Below are 25,254 nucleotides of genomic sequence, written 5' to 3'. Positions count from 1 at the left end.
TCCGTGACGCGTGCAGGGGCCGGGATGGCCGCCGACATCGAGGAGCAGCCAGCCGGCTACGCGCGCCTGCTCTCCACCGCCAACGCCGGGGAGGTCGCCCGGGTTGCGGCCGCCGTCGCTGAGCGGCGGCCGCGGCACGTGGTCTTCACCGCCCGGGGCACCTCCGACCACGCGGCCCTCTACGGGGCGTACCTGGCCGAGATCCGGCTCGGGCTCCCCGCAGGGCTCGCCTCGCCCAGCGCGGTCACCCTGTTCGGCGCCCGCCCCGACCTGTCCGACGCGCTGGTCATCGGGGTCAGCCAGAGCGGGGGCTCGCCCGACCTGGCCGAGGTGCTGCGCGCCGCGCGTGCCTCCGGTGCGCTGACCCTCGCGGTGACCAACGCCCCGGAGTCCCCGCTGGTCGAGGTGGCCGAGCTGAGCATCGACATCGCCGCCGGGCACGAGCGGGCGGTGGCCGCCACCAAGACGTACACCGCCGAGCTGCTCGCCCTGCTGATGCTCGTCGAGGGGATCCGGGCCGGCGACGGCGTGCTCCCGGCCGCGGAGCGGGAGGCGCTCGCCGCGCTGCCCGAACTGGCCGCCCGCACCCTGGCCGACGACACCCCGGCGCAGCTCGCTCCGCGCTACCGCTTCGCCCGTCAGCTGGTCACCACCGGGCGCGGGTACGCCTACCCGACCGCGCGGGAGGCCGCCCTGAAGCTGATGGAGACCTCGTACCTGCCGGCTCTCGCCTTCTCCGGCGCCGACCTGCTGCACGGTCCACTCGCGATGACCGACCCGGAGGTCCCGGTGCTCGCCGTGGTCGGCTCGGGCCCGGGTGGCCGGTCGATGGGCGAGGTGCTGCCCCGCCTCGGTGAACGCCGCGCCGACGTGGTGGTGGTCGGCTCCGCCGACGTGCCGGGCGCGACCCGGCTCGCCGTTCCCGAGGTCGACGAGCGGTACGCCCCGCTGCTGGACATCCTGCCGTTGCAGCGGCTGGCGTTGGCGTTGGCGCTGACCCGGGGCGAAGATCCGGATGCGCCGCGCGGGCTGAAGAAGGTCACCGCGACGATGTGAGACGCGGCGTGGCACGCTGGTCATCGTGTCCACGCTGCGCGACCTCGCCGAGGAGCACACCCGTCTCCGTCCGGCCGACATCGACCACCTGCACCGGATCGCCGGCGACTGGCAGTTGCTCTCCGACCTGTCCTTCGCCGATCTGCTGCTCTGGGTGCCGGTCGACGCGGACGGCACGTTCCTCTGCGTCGCCCAGGTCCGCCCGACGACCGCCCCGACGGCATACCAGGACGACCAGGTGGGGCGGATCGTCGGCGGGCCGGAGGTGGCCCACCTCGAAGTGGCCTACTCCCAGGGCCGGATCTGGCGGGAGGGCGACCCGGTCTGGTACGGCGACGTCCCGGCCCGGCATGAGGCGATCCCGGTCCGGCTGCGTACCGCCGAGGGGGAGGCCGGCGAGGTGATCGCCGTGGTGGGACGGGACACCAACCTGTCCACCGCGCGTACCCCCAGCCAGCTGGAGCTGAACTACCTGACCACGGCCGACGACCTGGCGCAGATGATCGCGGACGGCACCTTCCCGCCGCCCCGGCATCCGGGCGAGACCACCTCCGCGCCCCGGGTCGGCGACGGCCTGGTCCGGCTCGACGCCGGCGGCAAGGTCACCTACGCGAGCCCGAACGCGCAGTCCGCGTACCGCCGGTTGGGCTACGCCTCCCACCTGGTGGGGGAGGATCTGGCCGCGCTGCACCGCCGGCTGGCCGGTGACCCGCTGGACGGCACCGAGGCGGCGAACGGCATCCTGGCCGCGCTGCGTGGCGAGGCGCCGCCCCGGCGGGAGATCGACGCGCGTGGCGCCACGATGCTCACCCGGGCGCTGCCGCTGATGCCCGCCGGGGTGCCGATCGGCGCGCTGGTGCTGGTCCGGGACATCACCGAGGTCCGTCGCCGGGACCGGGCGCTGATCACCAAGGACGCCACCATCCGGGAGATCCACCACCGGGTGAAGAACAACCTCCAGACGGTGGCCGCTCTGCTGCGGTTGCAGGCCCGTCGCGTTTCCATGCCGGAGGCCCGGGTCGCGCTGGAGGAGTCGGTCCGTCGGGTCGCCTCGATCGCCCTGGTCCACGAGACGCTCTCCATGTCCAGCGACGAGGCGGTCGAGTTCGACGGCATCGTCGACCGCGTGGCGAGCGCGGCGACCGAGGTCGCGGCGACCGAGGTGAGCGTCGGCATGCGGCGGCGGGGCAGCTTCGGCGTGCTGCCGGCGGAGATCGCCACCTCCCTGGTGATGGTCCTCAACGAGTTGCTGCTCAACGCCGTCGAGCACGGTTTCCCACCGGCCGACGAGGCGGACATCCCCGACGCGGCGCCCGTCGTCGTCGTCCCCGCGACCGACCCGTCGACCCGGCCGGAGGTGGTGGTCTCGGCGCACCGGTTCCGCAAGATGCTGCACGTATCGGTGGCGGACAACGGGCGCGGGCTCCCGCCGGATTTCGACGCCGAGAGCGGCAGCCGGCTCGGCCTCCAGATCGTCCGGGCGCTGGTCACCGGGGAGTTGCGCGGCACCATCGAGTTGCGGGCCGGCGCCAACGGCGGCACCGAGGCGGTGCTGGTCGTGCCGCTGGCCCGCAGCGCGCCCGACGGCCGGTCGCAACCCTGACCGACCTTGGGTGTCGCGCGCCCGGGTGGGTGGGCTCCGGGCGCGGGTCGGCTCCGGGCGCGGGTGGGCGGATGAGCGCTATACCTGTGAGTCATATTTATGCCTCTGAGGTATAGCGCTCACCAAGGTGGGCCGGGCCCGAAGGTCCTACGCCCGGCCTGACCGCGCGCCGTCGGGCGGTTCAGGGTCCGGCCAGGTCCGGCCAGGTCCGGCCAGGCCCGGCCAGGCCCGGCCAAGTCCGGCCAGGAAAGCCAGGCCAGGTCAGCGCCCGGGGCGGGTCAGCAGGGCGACGGTCAGGCCGGGGCGCTGCCACGCCTGCGTGACGGTGAAGTCCGCGCGCAGCGCGTCGCCCTTGGCGCCCGGCACGGTGGCCAGCGGCTCGGCGTGCCACCCGGCGACGACCAGCCACACTCGTGGCGCGTCGGCCAGGCACCGCGCCGGTTGCGGGCACTCGGCGGCCCACAGGTCGCCCCGGCGGACCTCGTCCTCGGTGACCAGCACGTCCCGGGGCGGCTCCGCCAGGTGGTACTCGACGCCCAGATCGAGGAACAGCCAGCTTTCCCGGGGTGAGTAGACCACCGCGTCCCGGGGCCGCTGCCCGTCGGCGATCACCCGGGCGGCACCCGCGTAGTCCACCGGGGCGCTGCGCGGCCACTCGTGAGTCCGCCGCAGCGCCGCCTGGTCGGGCAGGCCGACGAGCCCGGCGAGGACCACCACGGCCAGCGCGGCCGGGGCGGACACGCCGGCCAGCGCCGCGCCGGCCAGCAGGCATGCGAAGGGCACCACGAAGACCAGATACCGGGGTACCCACAGCGGCACGACCGTGCCGGCGGCGAAGAGCAGCAGTACGGGCAGCAGCACCGTGCTCGCCGGCAGCAGGGCGCGTCGGCCGAGGTGGGCCGCGCCGAGGGCGGCGAGGCCGACCAGCAGGCCGCCCACCACGCTGCTCTGGGCCACCCCGCCGGGCAGCGCGGCCAGGTCGTCCAGCCGGGCGGGATCGACCCAGTCCAACTGCCGGGAACGCTGCATGCCGGCCTTCAACAGCAGCGGGCCGACCAGCAGCGCGGTCGGCAGCAGCGCGACCGCCCACCGCCCTGCTCGCCGATCCGGCCCGCCGGCCCCGTCCGACCCGGCAACCCCGGCCGCGACGGAACCCCGCCACCAGGTAACCAGCACGACCAGCGCGTGTGCGGCGAGCAGCGTGAGCGCGATCAGGTGGGTGAGCCCGAGCGCGGCCACGGCGGCGGCGTACCCGGCCCAGCGGGCCCAGCCGGGCCGGCGCAGCGCGGTCACCAGCAGCAGGGTGGCGAGGACCGCGAGCGCGGTGGCCAGGGCGTACGGACGGGCCTCCTGCCCGTACCGGGAGGTGCCGGGGAGCAGGGCGAAGAGCAGCCCGGCGAACAGGCCGGTGCGCCGGTCGACAAGCTGTGCGCCGAGCACGCCGAGCAGCCCGGCCGCGACGGTCATCGCCAGCGCCGCCGGCACGCGCAGGGCCACCGTGGAGTCGCCGACGAGCGTGAGCCAGCCGTGCATCAGCAGGTAGTACGGGCCGGTGGCGGCGTCGATGGTGCCGGCCAACCGGGCCAGGTCGCCGGGGGACCGGGTGGCGGCGCTCCAGGTGGCCAGCTCGTCGCGCCAGAGCTGAGCAGAGCCCAGCCCGGTGCAGGTGACCACCAGGGTCAGCACCGCCGGGGGAACCCAGACCGGAACGCGGCGCAGCGGCTCCCGCCCTGCCGTAATCGACCTTTCGGACAATATGCCCACGGCCCGAGCCTGTCACGGCCGGCCCGGCCCGTGATGTGGGATCCGGCACGCGCGCATTGGCCGAGCCCCATGCGGTGTGGCAGCATGAGCCCATGACCGCCGCTGTCGTCCGCCGCTTCGTGGCTCGTCGCCACGTCGATTACGGCCGCGTGCGCAGCGCGATCTGTCCGGCCGACTGACGACGCCCGACCCATCTGTCTCGGGCGCGCTCCGCGCCGGCTGTCTTCAGACACCGTTGTCCCGCCCGCTCTCGACGGGCCGGCCGCCGCGCCCCGCGCCCGCCCCGAGGCACCGCAGACAACGGAGGACGCCCCGATGGCGGTCAGCAGCATCCCGGCCCGTTCCGAGGACCCGACGGCCCGTCCTGCCCGGACGGCGACGCGCCGGCCACGGGGTGAGGGTCAGTGGGCGCTCGGCCACCGCGAGCCGCTCAACCCGAACGAGCGGATCAAGAAGGACGACGACCCGCTCAACGTCCGGGCCCGGATCGAGAACATCTACGCGCACCGCGGCTTCGCCTCCATCGATCCGCAGGACCTGCGCGGCCGGTTCCGCTGGTGGGGCCTCTACACCCAGCGCAAGGCCGGCATCGACGGTGGGCGCACCGCCGTGCTGGAGCCGCACGAGCTGGAGGACGAGTTCTTCATGCTCCGCGTCCGCATCGACGGCGGCCAGCTCAGCCTGGCCCAGCTGCGGGTCATCGCGGACATCTCCCGGGAGTTCGCCCGGGACACCGCCGACATCACCGACCGGCAGAACATCCAGTACCACTGGATCCGGGTCGAGGACATGCCGGAGATCTGGCGCCGGCTGGAGTCGGTCGGTCTGCAGACCACCGAGGCGTGCGGCGACTGCCCCCGGATCGTGCTGGGCAGTCCGGTCGCCGGGGTGGCCCGCGACGAGCTGCTCGACCCGACGCCGGCGATCGACGAGATCGTCGCCCGGTACGTCGGTGACAAGCAGTTCTCCAACCTGCCCCGCAAGTTCAAGACGTCGATCTCCTGGCTGGTCGACACCCCGTACGAGTCGAACGACATCGCCCTGCTCGGCGTCGACCACCCCGAGCACGGCCCCGGCTTCGACGTCTGGGTCGGTGGTGGCCTCTCCACCAACCCGATGCTGGCCCAGCGCCTCGGCGCCTGGGTGCCGCTGGCGGAGGTGCCCGACGTGTGGGCCGGTGTGGTCGGGATCTTCCGTGACTACGGCTACCGGCGCCTGCGCAACCGGGCCCGGCTGAAGTTCCTGGTGGCCGACTGGGGCATCGAGCGCTTCCGCGAGGTCCTGGAGAAGGAGTACCTGGGCCGGACGTTGCTCGACGGCCCGGCTCCCGAGCTGCCGGCGAAGCCGATCGACCACGTGGGCGTGCACGAGCAGGCCGACGGGCGGCACTACGTGGGCGCCGCCCCGGTGGTCGGGCGGGTCTCCGGCGGGCAGCTCGCCCAGCTGGCCGACGTGGTCGAGGCGCACGGCAGCGACCGGGTACGGCTCACCCCGTACCAGAAGCTGCTGGTGCTCGACGTGCCGTCGGAGCGGACCGAGTCGCTGGTGGACGCGCTGCGGGGGATCGGGCTGGAGGCCCGTCCGTCGGCCTGGCGGCGCGGCACCATGGCGTGCACCGGCATCGAGTACTGCAAGCTCGCCATCGTCGAGACGAAGGCCCGCGGCGAGGAGCTGGTGGCCCGGCTGGAGCAGCGGCTGCGCGACTTCGACGCCGACATCTCGATCCACATCAACGGCTGCCCGAACGCCTGCGCGCGCACCCAGGTGGCCGACATCGGGCTGAAGGGCCAGCTGGTGGTCGGCCCGGACGGTCGGCAGGTCGAGGGCTTCCAGGTGCACCTGGGCGGCGGCCTGGGCATGGCGCAGGGGCAGACCGCCGGGTTCGGGCGCAAGCTCCGTGGCCTGAAGACCACCGCCGAGGAGCTTCCGGAGTACGTGGAACGACTGGCCCTGCGCTACCTGGCCGGTCGGAGCGAAGGCGAGACGTTCGCCAACTGGGTGATCAGAGTCGACGAGGAGGAACTGCGATGAGCAGCGAGAACCGAGCGGCACCTCTGTACTGCCCGTACTGCGGCGAGGAGGACCTGCGGCCGCACGAGGCGGGGCACGGCGCATGGGAGTGCCACGCCTGCGCCCGGGTCTTCTCGGTGAAGTTCACCGGGCTGCTCCCGCGGGCGGTGACCCGATGAGCCTCGTCTCCGCCGCCGGCCTGGGCCTGGTCGGTCCGGGCGGTCCGACGCCGACCGATCCGGCCCGACGCGGCCCCGACGAGCTTCGGGCGCTGGCCGAGCAGGCGGGTAGGGAGCTGGAGGGCGCCCCGGCGCTGGAGATCGCCCGCTGGGCGGCGCAGACCTTCGGCGACCGGTTCTGCGTCACCAGCTCGATGGCCGACGCCGTGCTGGCCCACCTGGTGTCCCGGGTCGCCCCGGGAGTGGACGTGGTCTTCCTCGACACCGGCCTGCACTTCCCGGAGACCCTCCGGGTGCGGGACGAGGTGGCGCGGACGCTCCCGGTGAACGTCCGGTCGATCCGGCCCCGGCTCACCGTCGGTCAGCAGGACGGCCAGTACGGTCCCCGGCTGTTCAACAAGTCGCCCGACGACTGCTGCCAGCTGCGCAAGGTGGAGCCGCTGGAGCGGGCGCTGACCGGGTACGACGCCTGGGCCGCGGGCCTGCGCCGGGACGAGTCGCCGACCAGGGCCAACACCCCGGTGGTGACCTTCGACCCGCGGCGGGGCAAGGTCAAGGTCAATCCGATCGCGGCCTGGTCGCAGGGGGACGTGGACGCCTACATCGCCCGCTGGAACGTGCCGGTCAACGAGCTGTTCAAGCAGGGCTACGGCTCGATCGGCTGCTGGCCGTGCACCCGTCGGACCAAGGCCGGCGAGGACGCGCGGGCCGGTCGGTGGGCCATGTTCGAGAAGACCGAGTGCGGACTGCACGTCTGACCTCCCCGTCGACGACCCCGACCGGCCTCCGTGCGGCCGGCGGGGCGGATCCGGTGGTGCTGGTCGCGCACGGCAGCCGTGATCCCCGAGCGGCCGAGGCCACCCGGGCACTGGGCCGGGCGGTGTCGGCCGCCCGCCCGGGAACCCCGGTGTGGACGAGCTGGCTGGACCACACCGAGCCGGGGCCGACCGAGGTGCTGCGCGGGTTGGCGGCGGCCGGCCACCGGCGCGCGGTGCTGGTGCCGCTGCTGCTGACCGCCGCGTACCACCATCGGGTCGACATCCCGGCGGCCGTCGCCGCCGCGGCGCAGGCCGGGCCCGCGCTGGCGGTACGGGTGACCGACGTGCTCGGCCCGGCGGACGGGGCGGTGGACCCGGCTCTGCTGGCCGGGCTGCGACGCCGGCTCGGCGAGTCGTGTGCGGGTCCCTTCGACGCGCTGGTGCTGGCCGCGGCCGGCACCCGGGACGCGCGGGCGCGTGGCTCGATGGGCCTGGTGGCGGAAGCGCTCGGCGCGGAGTTCGGGGTGCCCTGCCGGGTGTCGTACGCCTCGGCGGCTCCGCCGGCCACCGGTGTCGCGGTGGCCCGGCTACGGGCGGCCGGCGCTCGTCGGGTGGCGGTCGCCGGGTACTTCCTGGCGCCGGGCCTCTTTCACGACGCGGTGGCCGAGGCGGCCCGGGCGGCCGGCGCGGTGGCGGTGGCGGACCCGCTGACCGACGCCCCCGAGCTGGTCGAGCTGGTGTTGCGCCGGGTCGACGAGTGGTCCGGCCGGCGCGTCCTGGCGCCGGCGGTGTGAGCGAGGTCGCCGGCCGGGAGTGATGTCAGCAGGGCGGGGGCCGGACAAGCAGAACGCCCCGGCGGGCGGACCCGCCGGGGCGTACAGCTGTGTCGTGGGTTCAGGCGGAGTGAGCGCGCAGCACCCGGAGGCCGCCGCGACGCTTGACAGCGCGCCGCTCCTCCTCGCTCATTCCGCCCCAGACGCCGGCGTCCTGACCCGACTCGAGCGCCCACTGGAGGCACTGGTCGGTCACGGAGCAGCGCCTGCAGACGGCCTTGGCCTGCTCGACCTGCAGGAGAGCCGGTCCGGACGTCCCGATAGGGAAGAACAGCTCCGGGTCCTCGTCGCGGCAGACAGCATGGTGACGCCAGTCCATGGCGGCAACACTCCTCATTCTGGATGGGGTGGCAATTATTGCTTGTAGTGCTTTTCCTATATGCATCCGCAGTGCCGATGGTGACAGTTAGCGTCGGTCCATTCGGCAGTGCGTGAGCAGGCGGTTAGCCCCGGGGACCTGCTGGAACAGCTCAACCTGACGAGCATATCCAGGCAATGTCCCGGTAACTCAAGTTCGCTTGTGAATACTTTCACGAATGCTCGCGATGTCAAGGGTGACGCTCGGAAAAACTCCGGGCGGTGAGCAAGCCCACAACCCATTTGTCCGGGTTCCAGTGCCTTCCTGGTTACCCGCCGTGCCACAGCCGAGGATCAATATAGTACAGTCCGCGTGACATTGCTGACATTTCCGGCACCTGCCCCTCGGTGTGGCGGCGACCGTGTCGATGCAGTTGTGGCGGCCGCGTCGACCTAGGGCAGTACCCGAGACCTAGCAGATTACTCTCAGTGCGGCGGGAACGGATGTGAATCTGACTTTCTCCCGCTCGCCAAGGTAGTCGCCGTCGAGCTGGAACGCCTGCGGGCGGCTGGAGACCAGGGTGAACTCCGCCGTGTCATGAAGTCGTAACACCTGCCGGCCGCGTGGATCCGGCCGCCGGGACAGGAATTGCGTCACTGTCCGTGTCGTACTGGCCACCCGCAGCTGACGCAACGCCAGCACGTCCAGCCCGAGATCGAACGACGCCTCCGGGTTCGGGTTGATCTCCCGATCGCCCAGGTACGTCCACGGCGCGGTGTTCTGGATGATGATGGTGGCCAGCTCGTCCTCCGCCGGTTCACCGGGACGCTCCAGTCTGATCGCCGGGTGCCGTCGGTCCGAGGCGAGGAAGTACTGGTTCATGATCGCGCGGAAATAGAGGCTCGGGGTGGAGACGCGCCCCCGACGGCGGGCCTGCTCCACCCGGTGGATCACGGCGGCATCCAGGCCGAACCCGGCGCAGAAGGTGAAGTAGCGGTCGTCCGCGCGACCCAGCCCGATCGTCCGGTGCCGACCCAGCCGCAGCCCTTCGAGGATCATGCTGGTCCCCTCCGGCCACTCCCGGGGCAGGCCCAGCGCTCGGGCGAACACGTTGGTCGAGCCACCCGGAACGGTCGCGAGCGCGGGCAGCCGCTCCGCGAAGGTGGCGCCGTCGGCGCCGGCGGGTGGCTCGGCCGTCATCAGGCCGTTCACCACCTCGTTGACGGTGCCGTCGCCACCCAGGGTGACGACCAGGTCGACCCCCTCCGCAGCGGCCTCCCGGGCCAGCGCCATGGCGTGCCCGCGCCGGCGGGTGTACCGCACGCTGAGGTCGACTTCGCTGCGCAGCGCCCGGACAAGCACGTCCCGGCTGCGTTCGCTGGTGGTGGTGGCCTTCGGATTGACCACCAGGACGGCCCGCATGGGCGGCACTGTACCTCCCGGTAGCCCGGGTATCGTGGCGCGCGTGACCATCGACTCGGCCCCGATTCCCGTCACGCTCCGCTGGGCGGTCCGGCTGCTGTGGGCGGAGGCGGTCGCCGTAGGGCTGATCGCCGCCTGGCTGGTCTGGGCCGACCTCACCGCCAGCACCAGCGACCTGCTGTCGGCGCTGCTGGTGACCGCGTTCGCCGTCGGGGCGGCGGCCGCGCTCTGGGCGCTGGGCCGCGCGCTGCTGCGTCGTCAGGCCGGTGCGCGTGCCCCCGCGATCGTGCTTCAGCTGATGCTGCTGCCGATCGGGTGGTTCATGATCCAGGCCGGGCTGGGCTGGCTCGGCGTGCCGGTGATGGCACTGGGCCTGGGCGTCAGCTGGCTGCTGGTCAGCCCCCCGACGACCCGGGCACTCGGCTTCGAGTGACCGCGCTCGGCGCGTGACGGGACGACGGGCCGCTCAGTAGCCGCTGGAGCGGCGGGTGAGCAGCGAGATCGTCGCCCGACCGTTGGCGGCCGTGGCGGACGCGGACGTGGTCAACGCGGTGAGCACCTTCCAGGCGAAGGACGACTCGGCGGGCAGCGTGGCGCCACGCACGGTCGGCACGGTCACCTCGACGGTCAGCGCGTCCTCCGTGACCGAGAACCGGCACTCCAGTTCGGCGTCGCGGGTGGCGATGGCGAGCAGCATGGCGCACGCCTCGTCGACCGCGATCCGCAGATCCTCGATCTCGTCGAGCGCGAACTGCAACCGGGCCGCGAGACCGGCGGTGGCGGTGCGGAGCACGCCGAGGTAACCGCCGTCGGCGGGCACCGTGAGGTGCACCACGTCGTCGTCGGTCGCTGGCTGGCCGGTCAGTTGAGTCACGCCTCATCCCCCCGGTCGGGGACTCTACCCGGTCAGTCGCCCGGACGCGTGCCGGCGGCGGTGGCCTGGCTGGCGAGGTCGCGCAGCGCGTCGCCGCTGAGCCGGTAGGGAACCCACTCGCTCATCTGCTCGGCGCCGATCGAGGCGTAGAAGCCGGCGGCCGGGTTCCAGTCGATCATCCACCACTCCAGCCGCCGGTAGCCGCGTCGTACGCAGATGTCAGCCAGGGTGGCGAGCAGCAGCCGGCCCGCGCCGGTGCCCCGGGCGGCCGGTCGGACGTAGAGGTCCTCCAGGTAGATGCCGTGCACTCCCGCCCACGTGGAGAAGTTGAGGAACCACAGCGCGAAGCCGATCGGCTGGTCGTGCTCGTCGACCGCGACGTGGCCGAAGAGCGCCGGCGCGGAACTACGACTGCTCCAGTTCGGCGTGTCTGACGCCACGCCGCGACCTGGAGCAGTCGCGAACAGGGCCGAGGCCAACTGCTCGGTGGTGAGGTGGCACTGGTCGGGAGCGCGTTCGTACTCCGCCAGCTCGTGGACCATGGCGACGACGGCCGGCACATCCTCGGGACGTGCCGGCCGGATCGTCGGGGTGACGGGAGAGGTCACGCCTTCTTGGTCTCCCAGAAGATCTTCGAGATGTCGTCGATCTTCGCGAGCAGCTTGTCGGCGGTGGCCGGGTCGAGGCTGCCCTTGACGCCACCGGCGCCGGCGAGCTTCGTGGCCTCGTTGAACAGCTGGTGCAGCTGCGGGTACTTCTCGAAGTGCGTGGCCTTGAAGTAGTCGGTCCAGAGCACCCACAGGTGGTGCTTGACCAGCTCGGCGCGCTGCTCCTTGATGATGATCGCCCGGGTGCGGAACTCCGGGTCGGTGTTCGCCTGGTACTTCTCGCAGATCATTTTGACCGACTCGGCCTCGATCCGGGCCTGGGCCGGGTCGTAGACGCCGCACGGCAGGTCGCAGTGAGCGCTCGCGGTGACGCGGGGCGCAAGGATGCGTGGAAGTCGCATCGGGATCCTCCATGGGAAGTTTGCGATGATCAAAGGCGACATTACTCCTGGGATGCTCCCCGGAGCGGGTGGAGGTGAAACCAGTGCGGGCCGATCACCCGGCGGAGGCGCCCCGGTTGCGGGGGCCGCTGACCGCTGTCCTGGTGACCGGCCCGTCCATGGCGCCGACGCTGCGGCACGGCGACGCCGTGCTGGTCCGCCCGCACGGTCGCCCTATCCGCCCCGGTGACGTGGTGGTCGCGGTCTTCCGGACCCGTCCCGAGCTGCTGGTGGTGAAGCGGGCGGTCCGGCCGCAGGACGGCGGCTGGTGGCTACGCGGGGACAACGACCTGGTCACCGACGACTCCCGCGCGTACGGGGTGGCCGACGTGCGGGGACGGGTGGTGGCCCGCTACTGGCCGCGCCCGGGGCGCGTCCCGCGTCGACAGTTATGACCCTGCTCACATCACAGCGGCAGTGTCGACACTATGCTCGGAAAGTGCCCGGGTGACCCCCCGCACCGCGTGCCACCGCTCGCCGCCCACCTCGCGGCCGGGCCGGCCGCCCCGTCTGCTCGACAGATCCTGGAGTCACCACAATGCCTTCGTCCACCGTGGACCCCGCTGATCCGGTCTTCCAGCTGCACCGGGGCGGCAAGATGGCCGTCACCTCGACGGTGCCGCTCACCAGCCGGGAAGACCTTTCCCTCGCGTACACCCCGGGGGTGGCCCGGGTGTGCGAGGCGATCGCCGCCGACCCCGACCTGGTCGACGACTACACCTGGGTGTCGCACACCGTCGCGGTGGTCACCGACGGCTCGGCGGTGCTGGGTCTGGGCAACATCGGCCCGCGTGCCGCGATGCCGGTGATGGAGGGCAAGGCGGTGCTGTTCAAGCAGTTCGCCGGGGTTGACGCGGTGCCGGTCTGTCTGGACACGCAGGACGTGGACGAGATCGTCGCCGTGGTGCGGGCGTTGGCCCCCTCGTTCGGCGGGATCAACCTGGAGGACATCAGCGCGCCGCGCTGCTTCGAGGTGGAGCGCCGGCTCGACGAGGCGCTGGACATCCCGGTCTTCCACGACGACCAGCACGGCACCGCGATCGTGGTGCTCGCCGCGCTGCGCAACGCGGCCACCCTGCTCAACCGGAAGCTCGGCGACCTGCGGGTCGCGGTGAGCGGCGCCGGTGCGGCCGGCGTGGCCGTGACGAAGATGCTGGTCGCCGGGGGCATCAACCCCGACCAGGTGGTGGTCTGCGACTCCAAGGGGATCATCGGCCGGCACCGCACCGAGCTGACCGGCACCAAGGCCGAACTGGCCGCGAGCACCAACGCCGACGGCCGCCACGGCGACATCACCGAGGCGCTGCGCGGCGCGGACGTGCTGATCGGCGTCTCCGGCGGTCAGATCCCGGAGGCCGCGGTCGCCGGCATGGCGCCCGGCGGGATCGTGTTCGCGCTGGCGAACCCCACCCCCGAGGTGCACCCGGAGGTGGCCGCCCGGCACGTCGCGGTGGTCGCCACCGGCCGCAGCGACTACCCCAACCAGATCAACAACGTGCTGGCCTTCCCCGGGGTGTTCCGGGGTGCGCTGGACGCCGGGGCCACCCGGATCACCGAGGGAATGAAGGTCGCCGCCGCGGACGCCATCGCCGGAGTGGTGGCCGAGTCGCTGACCGCCGACGCGATCGTTCCGTCTCCGCTGGACCCGCGCGTCGCGCCGGCCGTCGCCGAGGCGGTCGCCGAAGCCGCCCGCCGCGACGGCGTCGCCCGCCGGTGAGCTAGGGCACCCTCCTGACGCCCGGTGCAAGGACCTTCCCTGACGCTGGGTGTGTGGAGGGCCCCTTCTTAACCGGCGCTCAGCTTGTTACCGTGCCGATCATGCGTGCTGCCTTCGTCTCCCGCTTCGACGACGCCGATCCGCTCGCCGCGCTCACCGTCGGTGAGCGGCCCGAGCCCACCCACCCGGCCGACGACTGGGTGACCGTGCAGCTGCGGGCCACCTCGCTCAACCACCACGACCTGTGGTCACTGCGCGGTGTGGGGCTCACCGAGGCGCAGCTGCCGATGATCCTCGGCTGCGACGCGGTCGGCCTCGACCCGGAGGGCAACGAGGTGGTCGTCTACCCGGTGGTGGTCACCCAGGGTGACCCGCGCGGGGTCTCCATCCTCTCCGAGCACTTCCCCGGCACCCTCGCCGAGCGGGTCGCCGTACCCCGGTCGAACCTGGTCCCGCTGCCCGACGGCATGGCGGCGACCGACGCGGCCTGCCTGCCCACGGCCTGGCTGACCGCGTGGCGGATGCTGACCACCAAGGGCCGCGTCGAGGACGCCGACAGCGTGCTGGTGCAGGGCGCGGGCGGCGGCGTGGCCACCGCGGCCGTCGCGCTCGCCGTCGCGATGGGCAAGCGGGTGTACGCGACCAGCCGCGACGCCAGCAAGCGGGACCGGATCACCGCGCTCGGCGCCACCGCCGTGGAACCCGGTGCCCGGCTGCCGGAACGGGTCGACGTGGTGATCGAGACGGTCGGTGCGGCCACCTTCGACCACTCGATGAAGTCGGCCGCGCCGATGGCCCGGATCGTGGTCTCCGGCGCCACCGCCGGTCACGAGCCGTCGATCAACCTCCGCCGGGTGTTCGCCATGCAGCTGGAGATCCTGGGCACCTCGATGGGCACGCCCGGCGAGCTGTACGAGCTGCTGGCGTTCTGCGCGGACAGCGACGTGCGGCCGGTGGTGGACAGCGTGGTCCCGTTCAGCCGGGTCGAGGACGCCTTCGCCCGCCTGCACTCGGGTGACACCTTCGGCAAGGTCGTCATCGACCACACCGCCTGACCGTCCCACCGCGCCGGGCCCGGTCGCGCGCCGAGCGTGCGGGGCACGCGGGGCGGCGCGTGTCGGTCAGAGGTGGTCGTCGAAGGTGGCGATGTCGCCACGCTTCGCGTCGGTGGGCATGCGCTTCCTGGCCGCCGGATCGCCGTAGAGGGTCCAGCGGAGGAACTCGACGGAGGTGTCCGAGACCACCCGCAGCGCCGCGCCGTCGCTGAGCAGCGCCCGTCCGTGGTCGCCCTTCGTCAGGCTCAGCATGGCCTTGGGCCAGGGCACCTTGTCGTACGCGGCTCTGCCCGCCGCGTAGTCGACCACCTCGTCCAGCTCACCGTGCACGAACAGCTGCGGGGCGGCGGCGCCGGCGAACGCCGTGCCCACGCCGAGCGCCGTACCGGCGAACACGACCCCCGCGTCCAGCCGTTCGTCCCGGCCGGCGGTGAAGAGACCGATGGTGGTCACTCCGCCCGCCGAGTGCCCGGCCGCGGCCACCCGGTCGGCGTCGAGCCGGCCGCGCAGCGCGTCGCCGGCGCGGTCGTTCAGCGCCAGCACCTGGGTCAGCGCGTACGACACGTCGGCCGGCTGGTTGAGCACGTCGAGGACGTTGTTGTCGCCGCCCCGGGACGTGTGCGGGAACGTCGGCGCGGCCACCACGAAACCGGCCGCCGCCCAGCGGGTCAGCAGCGTGGCGTAGTCGTCCGGCCGTCCGCCCAGGCCGTGGCTGAACATCACCACCGGAAACCGGCCCTCCGCGGCCGTCGCCGACCGCTTGGCCGCGCCGCCGGACTCCCCGGTCGCCGGGTACCACAGCGTCACCGGCAGCGCCCGGCCGTCCCGGTTCAGCTTGAGTTGGCGTACGCCGACGGCGAAGGCTCGCTGTGGTGCGGTCCCGGCGGGTACCCGCGGCGTCGCCGAGGCGGCGGAGGAGGGCTCGACCGGCGCCGGCGCGCTCCCGGCCTCGGGGGTGTCCGTGGAGCAGCCGACCAGGCCGGCCGTGAGCAGGGCGCTGGCCAGCAGCGCGGGGGTGACGCGACGGGACATGAATCCAATTGTGCCCTGCCGCGCCGGCCCGCCCGGCGGGGTTCGGCGCGGCGTGGCAGCGCGGTCACCCGGCGCTCAGGTGTCCGCGGGGCGGCCTCGGGGTCGTCAGCGGGCCGGTCGGGACTCGTAGTGGGTCAGGGCGGGGGTGCGGGCGTCGGCGGGGAGGCGGGCGCCGGCCGCGCTGTCGCCGTAGAGGGTCCAGCGGAGGAAGTCGATGGTCGTGGCGAGGACCGGCGCGAACCCCGGGTGCCCCGGTGTGAGGTACGCGCCGTGGTCCTGGTCGAGCAGGCTGAGAAAGGCGGCCGGTCCGGGGGTACGCCCGTACGCGGCCCGACCGACCGTCACCGGCACCACCTGGTCGGCCGTGCCGTGCACGAAGAGCAGAGGCGCGACCGGTCCGGCGAAGCTGCCGGGCAGTCCGCCCCCGGCGATGATGATCCCGGCGCGCAGCCGGGCGGGGTGGCCCTCGGTGAACATGCCGGCCGTGGTGAAACCTCCGGCCGAGTGGCCGGCGGCGGCGATCGATGCCAGGTCCAGGTGGCCGGCGAGCGGATCAGCGGGGTCGGCGTCGAGGCGGCTCAGCTGCCGGATGAGTCGCCAGCAGTCGGCCGGCTGGTTGCGGACGTCGGCCCGGGTGAAGCGCGGGGCGCCGCGCCGGGTGTGCGGGAACGCGGGAGCGGCCACCACGAAGCCGGCCGCCGCCCAGCGTGTGGTGAGTTCGGCGTGCAGCTCGGGCCGGCTGTCCAGGCCGTGGCTGTAGACGATCACGGGGAACCGCCCGGCGGCCACCCCGTCGGGGACTGCCGGATACCAGACGGTCACCGGCAGGGGGCGCGCCGAGCGGGGATCGAGGGTGAGCGTACGCACGCCGACGACGTACGACCCCTCGGGCGCTCGGCGCGCCGACGGCGGCCCGCCCGGGGCGGCGGTGGGCCCGTCCGCCACGGCGGTGGCCGGCGCGCAACCGGCCAGCAGCGCTGTCACCAGTACGGCGATCAGCCGCCCCGCCCCCATCGTTCCACGGTAGGTGCCTGGGTGTGGGCAGCGACCCCGCCGTCCGGCCCGGCTGCACCCGCCGGCCGGGTCGGGTCGGCTCCGCCGGCCGGGTCGACCCCGCCCGGCGGCGTGGGCGGGGGCGGTGCGTCGCGACCGGCTTCGCTAGGGTCACCCGCATGCCTGAGAACTACAGCGACCCCAGCGGCAACACCGAGGCGTTCCGCGCGTTCACCCAGACGCCGGAGGCCACCGCGCCGGCGGAGTCCCCGTCCCGCCTGCCGCTGATCATCGGTGCGGTGGTGGTCGTCGTGCTGCTGGTTGCTCTCGTCGCCTGGCTGGCGTAGGGCTGAGGCTGCGGACCGGCCGGCGCGACCCGGGCCGAGGCGCCCGGATGGTGGGCCGCCGGAGTGGCGTCAGCCGGTCTCGGCCACGGCACGGGTCTGTCGGGCGATCTCCCGCTCCTCGTCGGTGCGAATGACGCAGACGGTCACCTCGGCGCCCTCGGGCGAGATCACCCGGTCACCGTCCCCGGCGTTGCGGGCCGGGTCCACGGCGATGCCGAGCCGGTCCAGCCCGGCCAGCGCGGCGGTCCGCACCGGTGCCGCGTGTTCACCCACCCCGGCGGTGAAGGTGATCGCGTCGACCCGGCCGAGCAGCGCGTAGTACGCGCCCACATAGCCGGTGATCCGCCGGCAGTACACGTCGAAGGCCAGCTCGGCGGCCGGGTCCCCGGCGGCCCGGCGCTGGAGCACCTCGCGCATGTCGTTGGCGCCGGTCAGCCCGAGCAGACCGCTGCGGTGGTTGAGCAGGTCGTCGATCTCGTCGACCGACAGCCCGCCCTCCCGGCGCAGGTGGAAGATCACGGCCGGGTCCAGGTCGCCGCTGCGGGTCCCCATCACCAGCCCCTCCAACGGGGTCATGCCCATCGAGGTGGCCACGCTGTGGCCGGCCTGCACCGCGCAGGCGCTGGCCCCGTTGCCGAGGTGCAGGGTGATCGTGTTGAGCTGCTCGTACGGGCGGTCCAGCAGTTCGGCCGTGCGCCGCGAGACGTACGCGTGTGAGGTGCCGTGGAAGCCGTACCGGCGGATGGCGTACCGCTCGGCGGTGTCCCGGTCGATCGCGTAGGTCGCGGCGGCCTCCGGCAGGGTGTGGTGGAACGCGGTGTCGAAGACGGCGACCTGCGGAACGCCCGGCAGCGCTTCGCGGGCCACCTCGATGCCGGCCAGGTTGGCCGGATTGTGCAGCGGGGCGAGCGGGACCAGGTCCCGGATCGCGGCCAGCACCGCGTCGTCGACCAGGACCGGTGCGGTGAACGTCCGGCCGCCGTGCACCACCCGGTGCCCGACCGCCGCCAGCTCGCTCAGGTCCAGCCCGGCCAGGATCCGCCGGACGGCGGTGGTGTGGTCCGCCGGGCCGCCCCCCGGTTCACCGATGCGCTCGACGGTGCCCTGGTCGAGCACCCGGTCACCGTCGTAGTGGCGCCACTTGACGGATGACGACCCGCAGTTGAGCACCAGCACCCGACTCACGAGGCCTCCTCGGTGGCCGCCTGGATGGCGGTGATCGCCACCGTGTTGACGATGTCCGGCACGGTCGCGCCCCGGGACAGGTCGTTCACCGGCCGGCGCAGGCCCTGCATCACCGGGCCGACAGCGACCGCCCCGGCGGAGCGCTGCACCGCCTTGTACGTGTTGTTGCCCGTGTTGAGGTCCGGGAAGATGAAGACCGTGGCCCGGCCGGCGACCGGGCTGCCCGGCAGCTTGGTCGCCGCCACCGCCGGGTCGATCGCCGCGTCGTACTGGATCGGCCCTTCGACCAACAGGTCGGGCCGGCGCTTCCGGACCAGCGCGGTGGCCGCGGCGACCTTCTCCACGTCCGCGCCGGCCCCGGAGCTGCCGGTGGAGTACGACAACATCGCCACCCGGGGCTCGATGCCGAACCGGGCGGCGGTGTCGGCGGACGAGATCGCGATGTCGGCGAGCTGGGCGGCATCCGGGTCGCGGTTGACCGCGCAGTCGCCGTAGACCAGCACCCGGTCGGCGAGCAGCATGAAGAAGACGCTGGAGGCCACCGAGACGTCCGGCACGGTTCGGATGATCTCGAACGCCGGTCGGATGGTGGCGGCGGTGGTGTGCGTCGCGCCGGAGACCATGCCGTCGGCCCGCCCGGTGGCCACCATCAGGGTGCCGAAGTAGTTGGGTTGGGCGACGATGTCGTGCGCCACCTCGGCGGTGATGCCCCGGTGGGCACGCAGCTGGGCGTACTCGGCCGCGAAGTCGTCCCGCCACTCGCTGGTGACGGGGTCGACCACGTGCGCGTCGCCGAGGTCGATGCCCAGCTCCCGGGTACGCCGGGCGACGTCGTCCGGCCGGCCGAGCAGGGTCAGCTCGACCACCCCCCGGCGGAGCAGGATCTCCGCCGCGCGCAGGATCCGCTCGTCGGCGGCCTCCGGCAGCACCAGGTGCCGGCGCTGTGTCCGGGCCCGGTCGATCAGCTCGTTCTCGAACATCAGGGGGGTGACCCGGGCCGACCGGCTGACGCGCAGCCGGCGGGCCAGGTCGTCGGTGTCCACGGAACGCTCGAACGCGCCGAGCGCGGCCTCCACCTTGCGCGGGTTGGCCGCGCTGGGTCGGCCCTCGATCCGGCTGGACGCGGCCACCGTGTCGTAGCTGTCACTGCGCACGGAGAGCACCGCCAAGCCGGTGTTCAGCCCCTCGACCAGTCGCATCGCCCGGGGGTCGGGCTGCTCGCCGAGGGTCAGCACCAGCCCGGCCACCGACACCTGCCCGGCCACGTGGGCGGCGCTGGCGGCGACCAGCAGGTCGGCACGGTCCCCGGGGGTGATCACCAGGGCGCCGTCGGTGAGATGGTCCAGCAGCGTGGGCACGTGTGCGGCGCCGACGACGAAGTCCAGCACGTCCCGCCCGAGCGCCGCGTCGTCCCCGGCGAGCAGGGTGGCGCCGAGCGCCGCCGCCACCTCGGCCACCGTCGGCGCCGACACGATCGGCACCTCCGGGATGGCGTACGCCGGCACCGGCAGCTCGGGCAGGGTCATCGGCCCTGGCACCCGGTTGGCGATCACCGCGAGGACGGTCGCGCCCAGGTCGGCCAGATCGTGGTACGCCCCGCGCACGGCGGCCGCGACGGCCGCCGGCTCCTGCTCGAAGCCGTCCACGACGGGCACCACCACGCTGCCGAACTCGGTGGCCAGGCGGGCGTTGAAGGCCAGCTCCCGGGGACGGGCCGGGTCGCCCGGGTCGTCGAAGTCGCTGCCCACCACGACCACTGCCGGGCACTGCCGTTCCACCGCCCGGTAGCGCTCGACGACGGCGGAGATCAGCTCCTCCCGCCGGCCGTCGGCGACCAGTGCGGTGGCCTGGGCGTAGCTCATCCCGGCCAGCTCGGCCAGCGGCTGCTCGATCCGGTAACGCTCGCTGAGCAGGGCGAGGATCGGGTCCGGGACGGCGTCGGCGACCAGCGGCCGGAACACGCCGATCCGTCCGACCTGACGGGACAGCAACTCGGCCAGCCCGAGGGCGATGGTCGACTTGCCCCCGCCCGATCCCACACTCGTCAGATACACACTCCGGGCCACGCCCCAACCCTAGAAGATCGCAAGACCCCCCGCCCGGGTCCTCGGACCCCTCCAAGCTCCGGTGATCAAGAGCTTTGCGTCACTTCCGGCCCCGGTCGTGACCGAAACTTCTTGATCACCGGCAGCACCGGGGTCTAGGCGTCGTCGTCGTCGGGGTCATCCAGGCGGGCCAGGTAGGTGGCCAGGCGTTCGATGGGGGTCTCGAATTCGGGGTTGAGGTCGACGAAGTCGCGCAGGCGTTCGCCGAGCCACTCCAGGGTCACCTGCTCGTCGCCCCGGCGTTCGACCAGTTCCTCGATGCCACGGTCGGTGAAGTACATCGGTACGTCCTCGTGCTCGGCCCGGCGCGGGCCGGGCGGGTGGACCGACGGAGCCGGGACAGGGCCGTTGTGAACGGTCCTGCCCCGGCTCTCGCGGTGCGTCAGGTCACGGGCGGGGGAGGGCCGCCTCGATCAACGCGGTCTGCTCGACCTCGTGCGTCTTGGCCGAGCCGACCGCCGGGGCGGCCGCGGCCGGGCGGGAGATCCGCCGCAGCCGGACGTCCGTGAGGTGCTCCAGCAGGTTGAGCGCGACGAACGACCAGGCGCCCTGGTTGGCCGGCTCCTCCTGCACCCAGGCGAAGTCCTCCGCGTTGGGGAACTGCGCCAGGGCGGCCCGGATCTCCTCCACCGGCAGCGGGTACAGCTGCTCGATGCGGAGGATCGCGGTGTCGGTGACGGCGCGGTCCTGCCGGGCCTGGAACAGGTCGTAGTAGATCTTGCCGGAGCAGAGCAGCACCCGCTTCACCGCCTCCGGCGCCGGCGCGGCCGTGTCGCGCAGCACCGGCTGGAAGGTGCCGGTGGTGAAGTCCTCCACCGACGAGACGCAGAGCTTGTGCCGCAGCAGCGACTTCGGCGTGAAGACCACCAGCGGCTTGCGCTTCGGCGACAGTGCCTGGCGGCGCAGCAGGTGGAAGTAGTTCGCCGGGGTGGTCGGGATGGAGACCCGCATGTTGTCCTCGGCGCACATCTGCAGGAACCGCTCGGGGCGGCCGGAGGTGTGGTCCGGGCCCTGGCCCTCGTGGCCGTGCGGCAGCAGCAGGGTGACCGCCGAGCGCTGACCCCACTTCACCTCACCGGAGGAGATGAACTCGTCGATCACCGACTGTGCGCCGTTGACGAAGTCGCCGAACTGGGCCTCCCAGGCGACCAGCGCGTTGATGTTCTCCACCGAGTAGCCGTACTCGAAGCCCATCGCGGCGTACTCGCTGAGCAGCGAGTCGTGCACGAAGAACCGGGAGCGCTCGCCGTCGCCGGTGAGCGACTTCAGCGGCAGGTAGTCGTCGCCGGTGCGGGCGTCCACCACGGAGGCGTGCCGCTGGACGAACGTGCCGCGGCGGGAGTCCTGACCGGCGAGCCGGACGGTGATCCCGTCGTGCAGCAGCGCCCCGAGCGCGATGATCTCGCCGAAGCCCCAGTCGATGTTGCCCTCGACGGACATCTTCGCCCGCCGGTCGAGCAGCTGCTGGATCCGCTTGTGCGGGGTGAAGCCCTCCGGCAGGTTGATGTGCGCCTCGCCGATCGCCTTCACCACGGCGGCGTCGGTGGCGGTGTCGACCTGCGGCTCCGGCTCCTCCTCGCGGCGCGGCCGGTTGAGCTGGCGCGGCGCCGAGGCGGCGTCCCGGGTGGCCTTGAAGACCCGCTCCAGCTGCGACTGGTAGTCGCGCAGCAGCTCCTCCGCGTCCTCCACGGTGATGTCGCCGCGACCGATCAGCTCCTCGGTGTAGAGCTTGCGGACCGAGCGCTTCGAATCAATGATCTTGTACATCTGGGGGTTGGACATCGACGGGTCGTCGCCCTCGTTGTGCCCGCGCCGGCGGTAGCAGACCATGTCGATCACGACGTCCTTGTTGAACGCCTGCCGGTACTCGAAGGCCAGCCGGGCCACCCGGACCACGGCCTCCGGGTCGTCGCCGTTGACGTGGAAGATCGGCGCCTGGATCATCCGGGCCACGTCGGTGCTGTAGAGGCTGGACCGGCTGTACTCCGGGGCGGTGGTGAAGCCGACCTGGTTGTTGACCACCACGTGCACGGTGCCACCGGTGCGGTAGCCCCGTAGCTGCGACAGGTTGAGCGTCTCGGCGACCACGCCCTGCCCGGCGAACGCGGCGTCACCGTGCACCGCCAGCGGCAGCACGGTGTAGCCCTCCAGCTTGAGGTCTATCCGGTCCTGCTTGGCCCGGACGATGCCCTCCAGCACCGGGTCGACGGCCTCCAGGTGCGACGGGTTGGCCACCACCGACACCTTGACCGCGTGCTCGCCGTCGGGGGTGGTGAACTTGCCGTTCTGGCCCAGGTGGTACTTCACGTCGCCCGAGCCCTGCGTCGAGCGCGGGTCCAGGTGCCCCTCGAACTCGGAGAAGATCTTCTCGTACGGCTTGCCGACGATGTTGGCCAGCACGTTGAGCCGGCCCCGGTGCGCCATGCCGATGACGACCTCGTCCAGCCCGTTCTCGGCCGACGACTCCAGCACCTCGCCGAGCAGCGGGATCAGCGACTCGCCACCCTCCAGCGAGAAGCGCTTCTGGCCGACGTACTTGGTCTGCAGGAAGGTCTCGAACGCCTCGGCGGCGTTGAGCCGGTTGAGCACGTGCTTCTGCTCGTCCGGGGAGGGCTTCTCGTACTTGCGCTCGATCCGCTCCTGGATCCAGCGCCGCTCCTCCGGGTCCTGGATGTGCATGTACTCGATGCCGACGCGGCGGCAGTACGAGTCGCGCAGCACGCCGAGGATCTCGCGCAGCTTCATCCGCTGCCGGCCGGCGAAGCCGTTCACCGGGAACTCGCGGTCCAGGTCCCACAGGGTCAGCCCGTGCTGGAGCACGTCGAGGTCGGGGTGCTTGCGGATCTTGAACTCGAGCGGGTCGGTGTCGGCCATCAGGTGCCCGCGCACCCGGTAGGCGTGGATCAGCTCGTGCACCCGGGCGGTCTTGTTGATCTGGCCCTCGGAGTTGACCGCGACGTCGCGTACCCAGCGGACCGGCTCGTACGGGATCCGCAGCGAGGTGAAGATCTGGTCGTAGAAGCCGTGCTCGCCCAGGATCAGCTCGTGCATCACCTTGAGGAACTCGCCGGACTGCGCGCCCTGGATGATCCGGTGGTCGTACGTGCTGGTCAGCGTGATGATCTTGCTGACCGCCAGCTCGGCCAGGGTGGCCTCGGACATGCCCTGGTAGGGGGCCGGGTACTCCATCGCGCCGACGCCGATGATCGCGCTCTGCCCCTGCATCAGCCGTGGCATCGAGTGCACGGTGCCGATGCCGCCCGGGTTGGTCAGCGAGATCGTGGTGCCGGAGTAGTCCTCCATGGTCAGCTCGTTGCGCCGCGCCCGCCGGACCACGTCCTCGTACGCCTGCCAGAACTGACGGAAGTCCATCTGCTCGCAGCCCTTGATGGAGGGGACCACCAGGTTGCGGGTGCCGTCCGGCTTGGCCAGGTCGATCGCGATGCCGAGGTTGACGTGCGCCGGGCGGACCACGGCGGGCTTGCCGTTGGCCTCGGCGAAGGAGTTGTTCATCTCCGGGTGCTGGACCAGCGCCCGGACCATCGCGTAGCCGACCAGGTGGGTGAAGCTGACCTTGCCACCCCGCCCGCGGGCGAGGTGGTTGTTGATCACGATGCGGTTGTCCACCAGCAGCTTGGCCGGGACCGCGCGCACGCTGGTCGCCGTGGGCACGCTCAGCGAGGCGTCCATGTTCTGGACGATCTTCGCGGCGACCCCGCGCAGCGGCGTGGTCTGGGGGCCCTCGGCGCTCGGCGCGGCGGCCTTCGCGGCCGGCTTGGCCGGGGCGGCCTTCGCCGGGGCGGCCTTCGCGGGGGCGGGGGCTGCGGCGGCGGCCTTGGCCGGTGCGGGCTGCGCGGCGGCGGGCTTGCCGGCCGCCGGCGTCGCCTCGGCGCTGGGATGGCTGACCGAGGCGGCCGCCTCGGGCTGGCCGTCCGGCTCCGGCGCCGCGGCCGGCGTGCCCGCCGACTCACCGCCCCGCGGGGTGGCGGCGCCCGGCGCCGGTCGGTAGTCGGCGAAGAAGTCGTGCCAGGCCGAATCGACGCTCGATGGGTCGGCGAGGTAGCGCTGGTACATGTCCTCGACGATCCACTCGTTCGGGCCGAAACCCGCCAGTGGGTTATCCTGCGAAGTCTGCTGGGTCGACACGGCCGGTAATCGCCTCTTTCACGCGGGTTTGTGTGTCACGCGGTGTCCGTCGCGCCCGGTTCGGAGCACGGACAGGACGGCTCCCAGGCTACGCCGTACCGATCGCGCAGGCATTTCCGCCTCGGTCGCGTGGTCCGATTCACAGAAGATGCCAGAAGTTCAGCAAGTGCTGCGGGTCGGCCCGACGGCTGGTAGGACCGCCGGCGCCAGCGCCTGAGTACCGGTACGGATGTCCGCGCGGGCGCTCCGCGGCAGGATCGGCCGCATGGCTGACACGGGGGAACGGAAGCGGTACGGCCCGAGCATGGCGGTCGCGGTCGGTTGGTACGCCACCGCGATCGCGGCGGTGGTGGTCGGCACGACCAGCGTGCCGAGCGCGCCGCGGCAGGACTGTTCGGCGATGTTCAGCTGTCTCTCCCCGATGGAGTCGCTGGCGCTGGCCGGGCTGGTGTGGGGCGGGCCGGTGCTCATCGGGCTGCTGCTCGTCACGGCGGTGGTCAACGCGCTGGTCGTCCGCCACGTCTCCTCGGCGGTGCTCGCCGGCACCGTCTCCGTAGCGGTCACCGCGCCGGTCTGCGCCGTCATGGCCGCTGTCTACCTGGGTCGCTCGTGAAGCGGCTCGGCCTGGGCGGCCTCTTCTTCACCTGGCTCTACGGGGTGCCGTTCCTGCTCCTGGTGGGCCTGATCCGGCGGACGTCCACGCCGTACACGCCGACGCACGACGCGGCGCGGGCGTTCGGCGCGACCACCGACGCCCTGCTGACCGCGGGGCTCGTGCTCAACGCGGTGCTGCCGCTCGCCGGCCTGCTGCTCGGCGGGTGGGCGGGGG

At 72.8% G+C, this 25,254-nt stretch carries 24 protein-coding genes and 1 pseudogene; 13 read left to right on the top strand and 12 right to left on the bottom strand.

Features of this window, described 5'->3' with window-relative positions:
- The first annotated feature begins 24 nt into the window (after positions 1-24).
- Together EAD89_RS13685 and EAD89_RS13680 are read left to right on the top strand one after the other, a co-directional pair.
- Positions 25-1,056 (top strand): SIS domain-containing protein, encoded by a 1,032-nt coding sequence (locus EAD89_RS13685; RefSeq protein WP_121675961.1) that lies wholly within the window; start codon positions 25-27, stop codon positions 1,054-1,056.
- Positions 1,057-1,081: 25 nt separating this feature from the next.
- Positions 1,082-2,659, top strand: a complete 1,578-nt coding sequence (locus EAD89_RS13680) for a PAS domain-containing sensor histidine kinase (protein WP_121653198.1) — start codon at positions 1,082-1,084, stop codon at positions 2,657-2,659.
- Positions 2,660-2,920: 261 nt separating this feature from the next.
- Here EAD89_RS13680 and EAD89_RS13675 read toward each other — a convergent pair whose 3' ends face one another.
- A complete protein-coding gene (locus EAD89_RS13675) occupies positions 2,921-4,378 on the bottom strand; it encodes a glycosyltransferase family 39 protein (protein ID WP_233578644.1) in 1,458 nt (485 codons plus the stop codon).
- Positions 4,379-4,738: 360 nt separating this feature from the next.
- Here EAD89_RS13675 and EAD89_RS13670 point away from each other — a divergent pair, with 360 nt between their 5' ends.
- From EAD89_RS13670 to EAD89_RS13660, 4 genes are read left to right on the top strand one after another with little or no spacing between them, the layout of a single operon-like run.
- Positions 4,739-6,454, top strand: coding sequence for a nitrite/sulfite reductase (locus tag EAD89_RS13670; protein WP_121653195.1), 1,716 nt, complete (start codon positions 4,739-4,741; stop codon positions 6,452-6,454).
- Complete coding sequence (locus EAD89_RS30745) at positions 6,451-6,612, top strand: hypothetical protein (protein ID WP_199723315.1); 162 nt, start codon at positions 6,451-6,453, stop codon at positions 6,610-6,612. The genes EAD89_RS13670 and EAD89_RS30745 overlap by 4 nt, the downstream gene beginning before the upstream one ends.
- Positions 6,609-7,370 (top strand): phosphoadenylyl-sulfate reductase, encoded by a 762-nt coding sequence (locus EAD89_RS13665; protein WP_121675959.1) that lies wholly within the window; start codon positions 6,609-6,611, stop codon positions 7,368-7,370. Before EAD89_RS30745 ends, EAD89_RS13665 begins: the two co-directional genes overlap by 4 nt.
- Positions 7,367-8,164 carry a sirohydrochlorin chelatase gene (locus tag EAD89_RS13660; protein WP_121653228.1) on the top strand — a complete coding sequence of 266 codons (798 nt, stop codon included), beginning with the start codon at positions 7,367-7,369 and terminating at the stop codon, positions 8,162-8,164. Before EAD89_RS13665 ends, EAD89_RS13660 begins: the two co-directional genes overlap by 4 nt.
- A 100-nt stretch (positions 8,165-8,264) precedes the next feature.
- On the opposite strand, the gene EAD89_RS13655 is transcribed toward EAD89_RS13660, so the two are convergent.
- Both EAD89_RS13655 and EAD89_RS13650 read right to left on the bottom strand, forming a co-directional pair.
- A complete protein-coding gene (locus tag EAD89_RS13655; RefSeq protein ID WP_007072794.1) occupies positions 8,265-8,522 on the bottom strand; it encodes a WhiB family transcriptional regulator in 258 nt (85 codons plus the stop codon).
- A gap of 450 nt (positions 8,523-8,972) precedes the next feature.
- Positions 8,973-9,923: a diacylglycerol kinase family protein gene (locus EAD89_RS13650; RefSeq protein ID WP_121675958.1), complete on the bottom strand. Its 951-nt coding sequence runs from the start codon at positions 9,921-9,923 to the stop codon at positions 8,973-8,975.
- A 43-nt stretch (positions 9,924-9,966) separates the two neighbouring features.
- Here EAD89_RS13650 and EAD89_RS13645 point away from each other — a divergent pair, with 43 nt between their 5' ends.
- Positions 9,967-10,356: a hypothetical protein gene (locus EAD89_RS13645; protein ID WP_121653192.1), complete on the top strand. Its 390-nt coding sequence runs from the start codon at positions 9,967-9,969 to the stop codon at positions 10,354-10,356.
- 33 nt (positions 10,357-10,389) lie between these two features.
- On the opposite strand, the gene EAD89_RS13640 is transcribed toward EAD89_RS13645, so the two are convergent.
- The 3 genes from EAD89_RS13640 to sodN are packed head-to-tail and all read right to left on the bottom strand — an operon-like array spanning position 10,390 to position 11,806.
- Positions 10,390-10,797: an ATP-binding protein gene (locus EAD89_RS13640; RefSeq protein WP_121653191.1), complete on the bottom strand. Its 408-nt coding sequence runs from the start codon at positions 10,795-10,797 to the stop codon at positions 10,390-10,392.
- 32 nt (positions 10,798-10,829) lie between these two features.
- Positions 10,830-11,405: a GNAT family N-acetyltransferase gene (locus EAD89_RS13635; protein WP_121675957.1), complete on the bottom strand. Its 576-nt coding sequence runs from the start codon at positions 11,403-11,405 to the stop codon at positions 10,830-10,832.
- Positions 11,402-11,806: a superoxide dismutase, Ni gene (gene sodN, locus EAD89_RS13630; protein WP_121653189.1), complete on the bottom strand. Its 405-nt coding sequence runs from the start codon at positions 11,804-11,806 to the stop codon at positions 11,402-11,404. The genes EAD89_RS13635 and sodN overlap by 4 nt, the downstream gene beginning before the upstream one ends.
- A gap of 83 nt (positions 11,807-11,889) precedes the next feature.
- Between sodN and EAD89_RS13625 the strand changes: the two genes are divergently transcribed.
- The 3 genes from EAD89_RS13625 (at position 11,890) to EAD89_RS13615 (ending at position 14,617) form a co-directional block, all read left to right on the top strand.
- Positions 11,890-12,240, top strand: a complete 351-nt coding sequence (locus EAD89_RS13625; RefSeq protein WP_121675956.1) for a S24/S26 family peptidase — start codon at positions 11,890-11,892, stop codon at positions 12,238-12,240.
- Between the two features lie 143 nt (positions 12,241-12,383).
- Positions 12,384-13,562: an NADP-dependent malic enzyme gene (locus tag EAD89_RS13620; protein ID WP_121653187.1), complete on the top strand. Its 1,179-nt coding sequence runs from the start codon at positions 12,384-12,386 to the stop codon at positions 13,560-13,562.
- Positions 13,563-13,654: 92 nt separating this feature from the next.
- Positions 13,655-14,617 carry a zinc-binding dehydrogenase gene (locus EAD89_RS13615; RefSeq protein WP_121653186.1) on the top strand — a complete coding sequence of 321 codons (963 nt, stop codon included), beginning with the start codon at positions 13,655-13,657 and terminating at the stop codon, positions 14,615-14,617.
- 66 nt (positions 14,618-14,683) lie between these two features.
- Here the strand turns inward: EAD89_RS13615 and EAD89_RS13610 are convergent, their stop codons facing one another.
- Together EAD89_RS13610 and EAD89_RS13605 are read right to left on the bottom strand one after the other, a co-directional pair.
- Positions 14,684-15,649, bottom strand: a complete 966-nt coding sequence (locus tag EAD89_RS13610; RefSeq protein WP_121675955.1) for a dienelactone hydrolase family protein — start codon at positions 15,647-15,649, stop codon at positions 14,684-14,686.
- 105 nt (positions 15,650-15,754) lie between these two features.
- Entirely contained in the window at positions 15,755-16,663 is a 909-nt protein-coding gene (locus EAD89_RS13605) for an alpha/beta hydrolase (RefSeq protein ID WP_121675954.1), read from the bottom strand.
- Between the two features lie 158 nt (positions 16,664-16,821).
- Here EAD89_RS13605 and EAD89_RS30740 point away from each other — a divergent pair, with 158 nt between their 5' ends.
- The gene (locus EAD89_RS30740) at positions 16,822-16,989 is read left to right on the top strand and encodes a hypothetical protein (RefSeq protein WP_199733502.1); all 168 of its coding nucleotides are present in this window, start codon (positions 16,822-16,824) and stop codon (positions 16,987-16,989) included.
- A 69-nt stretch (positions 16,990-17,058) separates the two neighbouring features.
- On the opposite strand, the gene EAD89_RS13595 is transcribed toward EAD89_RS30740, so the two are convergent.
- From EAD89_RS13595 to EAD89_RS13580, 4 genes are all read right to left on the bottom strand, one after another.
- The gene (locus tag EAD89_RS13595; protein WP_121675952.1) at positions 17,059-18,174 is read right to left on the bottom strand and encodes an acetate/propionate family kinase; all 1,116 of its coding nucleotides are present in this window, start codon (positions 18,172-18,174) and stop codon (positions 17,059-17,061) included.
- Positions 18,171-20,240: a phosphate acetyltransferase gene (gene pta, locus EAD89_RS13590; protein WP_121675951.1), complete on the bottom strand. Its 2,070-nt coding sequence runs from the start codon at positions 20,238-20,240 to the stop codon at positions 18,171-18,173. The genes EAD89_RS13595 and pta overlap by 4 nt, the downstream gene beginning before the upstream one ends.
- 134 nt (positions 20,241-20,374) lie before the next feature.
- Positions 20,375-20,560, bottom strand: a complete 186-nt coding sequence (locus EAD89_RS13585) for a DUF6104 family protein (RefSeq protein WP_121653181.1) — start codon at positions 20,558-20,560, stop codon at positions 20,375-20,377.
- A gap of 106 nt (positions 20,561-20,666) precedes the next feature.
- Positions 20,667-24,425, bottom strand: coding sequence for a multifunctional oxoglutarate decarboxylase/oxoglutarate dehydrogenase thiamine pyrophosphate-binding subunit/dihydrolipoyllysine-residue succinyltransferase subunit (locus tag EAD89_RS13580; RefSeq protein WP_121675950.1), 3,759 nt, complete (start codon positions 24,423-24,425; stop codon positions 20,667-20,669).
- A 265-nt stretch (positions 24,426-24,690) separates the two neighbouring features.
- Between EAD89_RS13580 and EAD89_RS13575 the strand changes: the two genes are divergently transcribed.
- Together EAD89_RS13575 and EAD89_RS13570 are read left to right on the top strand one after the other, a co-directional pair.
- Positions 24,691-25,038 (top strand): hypothetical protein, encoded by a 348-nt coding sequence (locus EAD89_RS13575; RefSeq protein WP_147458799.1) that lies wholly within the window; start codon positions 24,691-24,693, stop codon positions 25,036-25,038.
- Positions 25,035-25,254, top strand: a pseudogene (locus EAD89_RS13570) (hypothetical protein); the annotation flags it as partial. The gene EAD89_RS13575 and the pseudogene EAD89_RS13570, both read left to right, overlap by 4 nt.

Origin of the sequence: Micromonospora sp. BL4, assembly GCF_003667505.1 — a bacterium.
GTDB lineage: Bacteria > Actinomycetota > Actinomycetes > Mycobacteriales > Micromonosporaceae > Micromonospora.
Note: the sequence above shows the minus strand (reverse complement) of the source record. Positions and strands in the feature narration are given on the sequence as shown.